The following is a 10,098-nucleotide window of genomic DNA, read 5'->3' on the forward strand; positions in this document are numbered from 1 at the left end:
TTCCTTCTCAAATTTCAATGTAATAATCAAACGCTTCAATCACATCATAATATGGTGTCATATCATATACATCAAATAAACTCTCATAACTCACATCATCAATTTCACATACATCAAATTTTTTACTTCTCGCTTCAATCATAAAATCAACTACCTCTTCGCGACCTTCTAAAAAAGCATCTCTTAGATTCATTAATTTTGATTTTGGCCAGTTTTTAAACCCTTCAAATATTTTTTCAAAATTTCCCCACGAATATTTTCCTTCATCCATAATGCACCACGGCCTATAAAGTAAATTATATTGAGGCAATTTATTATCTCCACTAAATGATGTCAATGATGGATCCTTTAAACCTAAATTATAAATTTTTGCCCTCATCTCATCTAATTCATTAGTCATTCCACTATTTACTATATGAAAGTCAATCCAATTACCAACCGTTTCATTTTCTCCTTTAAGAAATTTTCCTTTCCTCTTGGCTGAACTACAGCAATTCTCTGCTATTCTGTATGCCCTATCAATTGGAAAATGACTTTTTACTATAGCTACACCTGCGCAAGCAGAAATAGGAATTTCATAATTTCTTATTTTTACACTATTTTTTTTATTGATAGATTTTAATATATTAACTGCTAAGCCTAAAGCCAATTTACCATTACATATAAAAGTAATATCGTCACCTTCCATAATTACTGGTCTAATGGGTAATGTATTATTTTTCAACTCTAAAAATTTTAATTTTTCAGTTTTAATATCCTTTATTAATTTTTTTACCATATCATCAAAAAATAATTTATATGCTCTATCTACTTCAGTTGATAATTCTCTCATAGCTTTCATACCTTCAGTAAAATCATCAAATTCTGATAAAAATTTATCTATTTCATGTCCCATATTATTTCCATCAATATGTACAATTCCTATGTAATTTTCACCTTCTGATTGTCCAAGCTCATCTAATTCCATTGGAAACTCATATTTCTCTCCATTATAATTAAAATTGTTAAATTGATTATTATCTCTTAATATATCTCTCTTACATTTAGTTTCAGTTGATATGTATATCTCTCTATTGTCTTCTGTAAATGAACATATAGCTGGATACTCATTATTTGCAGAAGGTTTTGTTATTGGTAATCCAAGAAGCCTCGTCCCTCTGAAATTCATATTTTTCTTTTGTTCTAATTTATTTAACAATTCATTCCTTTTTTCCTTAAAGTCATCCTTGTCTATATCAATTTCGCAATAAGCCGTAACATATCCAATTGAAGTAGCATTTTTTAATAAAATAGTTGAAAATTCCTCATTAACCTTTTTCATTATATTTTTATCTTTATATAGTAAAGCAGCATTTCCACCACCTATATAAATAATCCTAACATCAGTATCCATCATATTATCCTTATAGTCGTCTGAATATTTAAAATTACAATTTTTTATCGCATCAATCAAAAATTCCTTAAACATTTTTCTTATTAATTCAGAACCACCAACAATTTCTTTTAATTTGTTTGAGCTAAATATATAGTTTTGTATTCCAGTCGAATCATACAAACAAAATATCATTCTACCACCTCATCTTGAAAAAACTTTTTTAATTTATTCTCAAGCTTTTCAGTATCGATTAAATCATCTATTGATAAATATTCTACTTTTTTATTGTTTATAGCATCAAATGATGAAAGATCTTTTTTAAGTTCTTCTAAATTGTTATCTTTTTTAGATTTATCACTGGATATTGGACTTACTACAATTACTTTTGCATGTTCACCTGCTAATTGATTTGCTCTGTAAATTGCCTCAAATGCTTTTTCTTTAATTATTTTTATTCTCTGTGATATTGTACACGAAAATAAGTATGTACAATATCCTTTTATTGCTATAACATCTATTTCACATGGTCTATTATTATATCTAACTCTAACTGATTTATATAAGTTATCTACTTTTACATCATTTTTAATATTTCTTAAATGACATAAAATATAGTCCTCAAGCCATTTACCAGTCAAAAATTCACATAAATTTCCTACTTGAGGATTGGGAGCACTCTCCAGATCTTTATATGGAATAATATCTCCGAATATTTCTTTTAACTTACCAAAAGACTTCTTACAACCAGTATTCTCTTTTATTTTTTTTACATCATAACCATATTCTAATTTATACTTACTGATTTCTTGACTTAATAAATCATAAGCATTTTTGAAATCTCGATCATTTTTATTTAATAACTTTAAAGCTTTTTCCGAAAATTCATCTATATCTATTTTTGAAAAATATAACTCATCACCTAATTCACTTTCATTTACTTCCATATTATGTAGCTTAAAAAGAGTGGGCGCCTTAACTTTAATATAATCTCTTAAATCTCCATCAAATGGATATTTTTTTACCTCTATATCATCATTTACTATAACATTGATTTTATTTGTTTTTGGGTCTAAGTCAGAAAAGACACATTCGATGTTATTATTTTTGCAATAATTCTTTACTTCATTATAACTAATTACAGACATAACCTTAGTACCACCTGTATAATTCAGATGAATAGATTCAATAGTATCCTTTTTAGAATTTTCTTCGTTTAATGAAGACAATTTTTTCTTTATCTGTTCCTTTATCGTTTTTGGATCACGTTCATAAAACCCCAAATTAATTTGTTCAAATTTTAATTTATTACCGATTAATTTTTTAATATTCTCAAAATACTTACATGTATCTTCAGAATGAACACATAATGCGATATCCGGACATGGCAATTCTTTTTTATCTTCCCTGCTGTCATTTAATAAGTAATTTAACACTGCATAAATAGGCAAAGGATTCGAACCTATTAACGCTATAAATACATTCATTCATAACTACCTCCATTATTTATCAATTTGCATTTTGATAACTAATTCGACATATTATATCAATTTCCTTCTTCTAAAGTATATTTTTGTTGGCTTTTCTCAGATAAATTAAAAACACATATTTAAACAACATCATACCCTACTTAGCCTTAGTTTCTCATAGGTAGGCTAAAAACCAGAAGGAAAAGGTGAACAGCCAGGCATATCCGAAAGGTTTCAATTCCTTATAGGTAGGCTAAAAACTGCTAAATGTATTGGTTGGTTAAGTGCCATAATTGCGTTTCAATTCCTCATAGGTAGGCTAAAAACAGTCCGTTTCCAAGATCGAAAGAAACTGCGGTACAATGTTTCAATTCCTCATAGGTAGGCTAAAAACAGTTGCCATTACCCACAACATAGATGTCGTTTCCGTGTTTCAATTCCTCATAGGTAGGCTAAAAACCATGGTTCTTCGCCTGTTGTTAAGACTATTGTTCGCCAGTTTCAATTCCTCATAGGTAGGCTAAAAACACAACTACTTGGGCATCATTCCTGCTAAAACAGAGAAGTTTCAATTCCTTATAGGTAGGCTAAAAACGCAATGCCAGACGAAGTACAGGACAAGCTATTCAAAAGTTTCAATTCCTTATAGGTAGGCTAAAAACCATCGAAGGTCAACACAAAAAAATTGTAAAAACCTGGTTTCAATTCCTTATAGGTAGGCTAAAAACAAACCCAGACGACATAGACAACATAAAATATATCAGTTTCAATTCCTTATAGGTAGGCTAAAAACTGCTGAAATTTCGCTTTCAGGCACCATTTTCCCACAAGTTTCAATTCCTTATAGGTAGGCTAAAAACGAATCTTGGCAGTGATACTCTTTCAAATCAAGTTGCGTTTCAATTCCTTATAGGTAGGCTAAAAACTTGTATTTAATGAATAAACAATTGTATTTGATAGATCTGTTTCAATTCCTTATAGGTAGGCTAAAAACGAGCATACCATTATGGTGCTCTCATTCAACGTTCTTGTTTCAATTCCTTATAGGTAGGCTAAAAACCGATATAGCAGGTATATAATTAATATACCTGCTATGGTTTCAATTCCTTATAGGTAGGCTAAAAACGAAAATATAAATGCAACACAAACAAACACAGTATTAGAGTTTCAATTCCTTATAGGTAGGCTAAAAACACTGTTGGAAGATTAGCAAACTTTTTGTACCACTTAGAGTTTCAATTCCTTATAGGTAGGCTAAAAACACGTTCACTTCCTCTTATAGAGCCATTCTCTTTTTGCAAAAAAACAAGTCAATGTCAATCTCTCTTGCTTGATGGTTTTGCAAGCCTTACTCTTTCTGTAAAAGCTCAAAAGATAAATCGCTAAATTGTCGTCGATGTCCTGCACTTTTTGCATTATCTAAGGTAGACGACAATTTACTACACAATCTAACAACTTTATATGATATATATTCTACATAATTCTCCAAATTCCTCCTTGGATTTTAACTTTTTATGCCTACATTGTATATTTTTATTTTGTTTACAAATTAGCTATAAATTGTTCACAATTTGTTTACAATTTTATGGTATAATTTAAAAAAATATTTTAGGAGGGATGTTATGTTTAAAAAAGTAATTACAATAATGTTAATTTTATCATTGGTAGTCATTCCATTCATGGCTTTTGCAGATGATACAACAAGTAGTACATCTGACAATACAACAACATCAACACAAGCAGTAACAAGCAGTGATAATACTACTGTAAGTGACAGCGTTTATGGCCAAACTTCAGGTGACGGCACAACAATACAGAACTCTCAGATTGACGCAATAAATTCACAAATTCAAGAATTAGAACAAGAATTGGAAACAGCTATAAATAACAATCAATTTGCAAAAGCTTTAGAAATCTCTAATAAAATCAAAGCATTAGAGCAAAAACTTAAGACATTAAGCCAAAATGATCAGTTAGAAGCACAAATCGCTGATTTAAAGACAGAAGCAATAAATGATCTTCAAAACGGACAAATTGATGATGCAATCAATATAATAAAACAAATAATCAGTTTAAAGCATTCTCAGGATAATTATGCGCTTCTCGGGAAAATATATCATATGGCAAAAAAAGATAATACACCACATGTATTTGCTAATGGCAAAGAAGTATTATCTGACGTAAATCCAATGATATACAACAATCGTACATACATTCCTTTAAGAGCCGTTGCAAATGCAATTGGTGTGGACAATAACGCTATAAATTGGGATAACAATAACAGAACAGTAAATATAAAAACAGGTAATATAAATATATATATGCCTGTAAATACAACTAATATAAAAGTAAATGGAAATGTAAAAACAATCGATGCACCTGCTATAATATACAAAAATAGAGTAATGGTGCCATTAAGAGCGATAAGCCAACTTTTTAATAAATCTGTAAATTGGTATCAAGAAGGCCAAATTGCAACTGTTGGTGACTAAAACTTATTATAAAAAGGTGACCTATAAAAGAGGCCACCTTTTTATTTCCTAAAATTAACCTTCAAATCTAAGATCTAACTATTTCCAATATGAATATCAACAAATAATTATCCTATAATCCTATAATACAAGCTTTTTCACACATCATCTTTTTTTACTATTGACCTGATTTATTACAAAATCTCTGACTTTTTTAGCTATTTGAAATGCCTTTATTGCATCATTCTTTGTGGCTTCTTCATAATCTTCACCTGGATATCTGATCTCATTATAAAAAGTTGTTAAAAACATACAATCATCTAAGAAATCTTTAAATTCTATATTATAATTAGTCACCATGTTACATAAGACAGGTGAACCTACTCCATCCTATAGAGGGTGGAGCTTCCTACTTCATAGACCGTTGCCTGCTGTTATTCGTATCAGGTCTTACACAATCTCCATAGGCGTAACTTCGGGAGGAACCTTCCCTACAAAATTATTACTCTTATGCTGCTATGCCTAATTGTTTTAATCCTTCATATAGTATATTTATCGCTGCATTTACATCTCTGTCTATCTCTAATCCGCACTCGCATTTGTGTATTCTTACTGATAAGTCTTTTTCTACTATTTTCCCGCATCTTGAACATCTTTGTGATGTATATGCTGGATCTACTTTTACGAAGATTTTCCCTTCTTTTTCTGCTTTATACTGGAGATATTTGTCTAACATTCCCCATCCTGCATTTGCTATCGATTTTGCAAGTTTATGATTTTTCATCATATTTTTTACTTGCAAATCTTCAACGCATATGATGTCATTATGTTTTACTATGTTATAGCTTATCTTATGTAGATAGTCCCTTCTTTGATTCGCTACTTTTTCATGAAGTTTCGCTAATCTTTTCTTTTGCTTTTCTCTGTTTTTGCTTCCTTTCTTTTTTCTTGATAATTGTCTTTGCAGTCTTTTTAGTTTTTTCTCTGATTTTTGTAGCCATTTAGGATTTGAGTATAATTCTCCATCTGATGTTGCAGCTATTGAGTTTATTCCTTTGTCTACTCCTATTGCTTTTTCTCTTATGACTGTTTTTTCTTTTTCTTTTTCTACCTCAACTGACAGATTTATATACCATTTTCCTGCATAGTATTTTATGTTTATTGTTTTGACTTTTGTTGGATCAAAGTTTCTATGTGCTTTGATTTTTATATGCCCTATATTTTTTATGTATACATATCCTTCTTTCCCAAAGTTTCTTTTTGTTTCGCATTGTGGAAGTGTTATTGATGTGTAGTGATATTTATCTTTGAATTTAGGATATTTGGCTCTTTTGTCAAAGAAGTTTTTATATGCTCTATCTAATCTTCTCAACACATCCTGTAATATTTGCGACTGTACTAATTTGTATTTTGGATGTTCTTTTTTATATTTTGGAAGCATGTTCTGCTGTTCTTTATATGTAAGTCCTTTACCATATTCTTTGTAATGTTTTATTCTTTGATCCAGTGAATAGTTGTATAATTTGCGACATAAATACAATGTATAAAAGAGCTTTTCTTCCTGTTCTTTTGTTGGCTCTATGAGAAAATGCTGACATATCATCATCTTTTCTCACCTTGGCTTTCTATATACTGTTTTATAACTTCTATAGGTGCACCACCTGATGTAAGAAGACAGTAACTTCTTGACCAAAAATATTCTTTCCAAAGTTTTTGTTTTATCTGCGGATATTCTTTTTTTATAAGTCTAGACGATGCACTTTTATAAGCGTTAATGAATTTAGATATTTCAGAGTTTGGCTCTGCTTTGAAAAGTATGTGTACATGGTCTTTATCGTGATTCCATTCTTGCAGTGATATATTATAATTAGGTGATATATTCTCAAATATCTCCTTTAATCTATTTGATATGTTATCGTCTATTACTTTTATTCTGTATTTTACAACCATTATAAGATGATAATACAGTAAGAATACTGAATGATTATTATTATCTAATATTAGCATTATATCACCAGTTTACTTTTTACTTCTGATAATATTATAACATATAATGTTATGGAAAACAATAGAAATTCATCTCCCACCTATAAAGGATGGGAGACTTCTTTCAAGCTTTTGTTAAACTGTTTGATAATTTGTTTTTTTATTTTTTCTATTTCATTTTTATAAGCTTCATCAATATTGGCTACAACACTTTCTGTCATATAAAACAATCCCCTCTTATATTCTAATAATCAAATACCGGTTTTAAATCAATTATAAGATCATCAAAAATAGTCACCTTAACTTTATCTTCGTCAGTATACATTTCAGGTCTCCCGTATCTTTTACTATCTTGTAGAACAAACACACTTACAATTTTCCCTTCTGGCTCCACTATCCAATATTCTCTAACACCGGCTTTTTCATATATATTAAATTTTTCTAATCTGTCACGCCTCATACTTGATGATGATACAATCTCTACAATCAATTCAGGGACTCCATAATAGCCAGTCTTTCGTAATCCAGATCTATCACACACAACAACTATATCAGGCTGTAGGACATTAGTCACATCATCATCGCTTTGCTTATTATCACCTGGCAGGCGTAAATCAAAAGGTGAAGTAAAAACCATACAAGTCTTATTTCGCAAATAATTTGCAAACTGTCTTGACAGTTCCATTAATACCGCTTGATGCTGCCATGTTGGTGCTGCCTGCATATATGGAACACCATCAATTATCTCATACCTTTCCCCTTCTGGCCACGTCAAATAATCAGCATATGTATATTTCTTATTTTCTTTCGGCAGTGGCATATATAATATTCCTCCTCGTATAAAACTCTTTATCTGGCATTCATAATCATACCAAACTAATGCTCTTTCCATTGACCCAAAGTTCGTATTCACTTAAATCTATATCACTGTTCCAACTTATACCATATCCTCCAATATCAACTTTTATTGCTTTAAAATACGCTTTATTTTTCAGCATTTCAAATGGCCATTCATCAAGTTTTTGTTTCATATCATATTCTTTTATTACTCCCTTTTCAAAAGTAATAATCAATTTGTAATCATCTGCAGCCTTTATATCAATAATTTTATACATACTGCATCACTCCAATCCTGGTAACTTAATAAACTTTTGACTTTCCCAAATATCTAATAACTCGTTTTGATATTTACTTGCCACTCAATAATCATTTCTCTTGTCCTTTTAGGAAGATCTCCTTCAATCATTTTTAAAGTATTTATGTTAAACATATCTACATATTCACCATATATAGCATGAAAATGTGGTGATAATATATCCGAATTTTCTTAAAACATCACACTTATATTATATCATAACTATCCATCTTAATGTTATTTTTTCTAAATATTATAAAATCTTGTTTTTGGGTTTAAAGAAATTTTTATTCCATTCAACAAAACCGTTAATCACTTACATAATCCATATCCTCCTTCACAAAATCATAAAATTGAAACATGCTACTATGACTTAAAATATTAAGCTTAAATCAAAATTGAATTTGCCTTCCGGCAGGAAATAAAAACAGAGCCTGCGAATTGGAGGTCAAGAGGTGTGGGAGGGATACCGGACGAAGGAGGATATGCTCACACGGCGAATGCGAATCTCTTGACTGTAAACCGAGCAGGCCTATAATCTAAAAAGCGGGAAGCAAATTAAAAAGTACTCGTAAGAGTGCCTTCCATATAAAGACCATAAAAATATGCAAAGAAAATAAAAGCACTTCTACAAAATAAGCAGAGGTGCTCATTTAGCCGGATTTTTGATTTGAGCAAGGCAAAAATGAAAAATCAGCACTGCTTTTTTTGATTTTATTTGACTTATTATATCTCCCGACAACAATAATCCCTATCCTACCTATAGAGGATGGGCGACTTCTTTCAAGCTTTCGTTAAAATGTCAGAGATTTCGCATTTAAAAATTTTTAGAATGATAGACACGTTGATTTATAAAATTTAACTAAGAGCAGCTAGAAATATGTAATTTTCCGTTTTTTACTGGAAATTGAAAGAAAAAATTTGCAAAATAAAAGCATCCTTTCTATAATATGTTTTGCGACAACCTAAATAGAAAGGATGCTGATAAAATGAACAAAAGTTATTTAAAACAAATGCTTATCTACTTCTCTAAGATATACCATCTTGGAGAAAAAATCAATACCCTAAAAGATAAAAGAGCAAAATCTTCAGTAAAAATTTCAACAATTACCTTTGTAGTATTATTTGGATTTATGCTTCAAATAAGGAGTTTTAATAGGTTGGAACATTGGCTTAAAAAAGGTAAATTTAAAAAAGTATTACCTAAAAAGACTAAAATTCCTCGTATAGACACTATTAGGCGTGTTTTAAGTAATTTTGATTTAGATGGCTTAAATGAACTTAATAATAGTATAATCAAGACAAGTACAAAAAATAAGGTTTTTAGAAAAGGAACTATAGATTGACTAAAAGTTGTTGCAATAGATGGTGTAGAGTTATTTGAAAGCACTAATAAGTGTTGTGATAATTGTCTTACCAGAGTCCAAAAAGATGGAATTACTCATTACTTTCATAGGTCAGTAATATGTGCAACTGTAGGTTCTGATCCACATCTTATCATAGGTCAGGAAATGCTTGAACCTAAAAGAGATGCTTCAGATAAAGACGAAGGAGAAATCACAGCAGGCAAGCGTCTAATTAGAAAATTGCATAAAGAATTTCATCATTTTGCAGACATCATAGTAGCTGATGCATTATATTGTAAATCTACTTGGATTAAAGAAG

11 protein-coding genes and 1 CRISPR repeat array are annotated in these 10,098 nt (G+C 30.1%); of the genes, 2 read left to right on the top strand and 9 right to left on the bottom strand.

The window, feature by feature from the left end:
* Positions 1-7: 7 nt before the first annotated feature.
* The 3 genes from BVF91_RS07460 to BVF91_RS13285 form a co-directional block, all read right to left on the bottom strand.
* On the bottom strand, positions 8-1,567 hold the full coding sequence (locus BVF91_RS07460) for a Cas10/Cmr2 second palm domain-containing protein (RefSeq protein ID WP_085112813.1): 1,560 nt from the start codon (positions 1,565-1,567) through the stop codon (positions 8-10).
* Positions 1,564-2,859, bottom strand: a complete 1,296-nt coding sequence (locus tag BVF91_RS07465) for a PDDEXK family nuclease (protein WP_085112814.1) — start codon at positions 2,857-2,859, stop codon at positions 1,564-1,566. The genes BVF91_RS07460 and BVF91_RS07465 overlap by 4 nt, the downstream gene beginning before the upstream one ends.
* A gap of 146 nt (positions 2,860-3,005) precedes the next feature.
* Positions 3,006-4,103: direct repeats of the CRISPR family, unit length 30 nt; unit sequence GTTTCAATTCCTTATAGGTAGGCTAAAAAC.
* Positions 4,104-4,189: 86 nt separating this feature from the next.
* Positions 4,190-4,330, bottom strand: a complete 141-nt coding sequence (locus BVF91_RS13285; protein ID WP_168170195.1) for a hypothetical protein — start codon at positions 4,328-4,330, stop codon at positions 4,190-4,192.
* 133 nt (positions 4,331-4,463) lie between these two features.
* Between BVF91_RS13285 and BVF91_RS07470 the strand changes: the two genes are divergently transcribed.
* Positions 4,464-5,333, top strand: coding sequence for a stalk domain-containing protein (locus BVF91_RS07470; RefSeq protein WP_085112815.1), 870 nt, complete (start codon positions 4,464-4,466; stop codon positions 5,331-5,333).
* Between the two features lie 144 nt (positions 5,334-5,477).
* Here BVF91_RS07470 and BVF91_RS07475 read toward each other — a convergent pair whose 3' ends face one another.
* From BVF91_RS07475 to BVF91_RS13490, 6 genes are all read right to left on the bottom strand, one after another.
* A complete protein-coding gene (locus BVF91_RS07475) occupies positions 5,478-5,672 on the bottom strand; it encodes a HEPN domain-containing protein (RefSeq protein ID WP_085112816.1) in 195 nt (64 codons plus the stop codon).
* Between the two features lie 148 nt (positions 5,673-5,820).
* Entirely contained in the window at positions 5,821-6,918 is a 1,098-nt protein-coding gene (locus tag BVF91_RS07480; RefSeq protein WP_085112817.1) for an RNA-guided endonuclease InsQ/TnpB family protein, read from the bottom strand.
* Positions 6,915-7,319 carry an IS200/IS605 family transposase gene (tnpA, locus tag BVF91_RS07485; protein WP_085112818.1) on the bottom strand — a complete coding sequence of 135 codons (405 nt, stop codon included), beginning with the start codon at positions 7,317-7,319 and terminating at the stop codon, positions 6,915-6,917. The genes BVF91_RS07480 and tnpA overlap by 4 nt, the downstream gene beginning before the upstream one ends.
* 223 nt (positions 7,320-7,542) lie before the next feature.
* Positions 7,543-8,118 (bottom strand): Uma2 family endonuclease, encoded by a 576-nt coding sequence (locus BVF91_RS07490; RefSeq protein WP_085112819.1) that lies wholly within the window; start codon positions 8,116-8,118, stop codon positions 7,543-7,545.
* A 46-nt stretch (positions 8,119-8,164) separates the two neighbouring features.
* The gene (locus tag BVF91_RS07495; RefSeq protein ID WP_085112820.1) at positions 8,165-8,413 is read right to left on the bottom strand and encodes a DUF2442 domain-containing protein; all 249 of its coding nucleotides are present in this window, start codon (positions 8,411-8,413) and stop codon (positions 8,165-8,167) included.
* 53 nt (positions 8,414-8,466) lie between these two features.
* Positions 8,467-8,568: a DUF4160 domain-containing protein gene (locus tag BVF91_RS13490; protein ID WP_240495844.1), complete on the bottom strand. Its 102-nt coding sequence runs from the start codon at positions 8,566-8,568 to the stop codon at positions 8,467-8,469.
* Positions 8,569-9,422: 854 nt separating this feature from the next.
* Here BVF91_RS13490 and BVF91_RS13495 point away from each other — a divergent pair.
* Positions 9,423-9,779: a transposase family protein gene (locus BVF91_RS13495; RefSeq protein ID WP_240495845.1), complete on the top strand. Its 357-nt coding sequence runs from the start codon at positions 9,423-9,425 to the stop codon at positions 9,777-9,779.
* Positions 9,780-10,098 lie beyond the last annotated feature (319 nt).

This window comes from Thermoanaerobacterium sp. PSU-2 (genome assembly GCF_002102475.1).
GTDB lineage: Bacteria > Bacillota > Thermoanaerobacteria > Thermoanaerobacterales > Thermoanaerobacteraceae > Thermoanaerobacterium.

Coding starts and splice junctions, on each gene's coding strand:
- BVF91_RS07460 (WP_085112813.1), bottom strand. CDS start 1,567: ATGATATTTTGTTTGTATGATTCGACTGGAATACAAAACTATATATTT.
- BVF91_RS07465 (WP_085112814.1), bottom strand. CDS start 2,859: ATGAATGTATTTATAGCGTTAATAGGTTCGAATCCTTTGCCTATTTAT.
- BVF91_RS07470 (WP_085112815.1), top strand. CDS start 4,464: ATGTTTAAAAAAGTAATTACAATAATGTTAATTTTATCATTGGTAGTC.
- BVF91_RS07475 (WP_085112816.1), bottom strand. CDS start 5,672: ATGGTGACTAATTATAATATAGAATTTAAAGATTTCTTAGATGATTGT.
- BVF91_RS07480 (WP_085112817.1), bottom strand. CDS start 6,918: ATGATGATATGTCAGCATTTTCTCATAGAGCCAACAAAAGAACAGGAA.
- tnpA (WP_085112818.1), bottom strand. CDS start 7,319: ATGCTAATATTAGATAATAATAATCATTCAGTATTCTTACTGTATTAT.
- BVF91_RS07490 (WP_085112819.1), bottom strand. CDS start 8,118: ATGCCACTGCCGAAAGAAAATAAGAAATATACATATGCTGATTATTTG.
- BVF91_RS07495 (WP_085112820.1), bottom strand. CDS start 8,413: ATGTATAAAATTATTGATATAAAGGCTGCAGATGATTACAAATTGATT.
- BVF91_RS13490 (WP_240495844.1), bottom strand. CDS start 8,568: ATGTTTAACATAAATACTTTAAAAATGATTGAAGGAGATCTTCCTAAA.
- BVF91_RS13495 (WP_240495845.1), top strand. CDS start 9,423: ATGAACAAAAGTTATTTAAAACAAATGCTTATCTACTTCTCTAAGATA.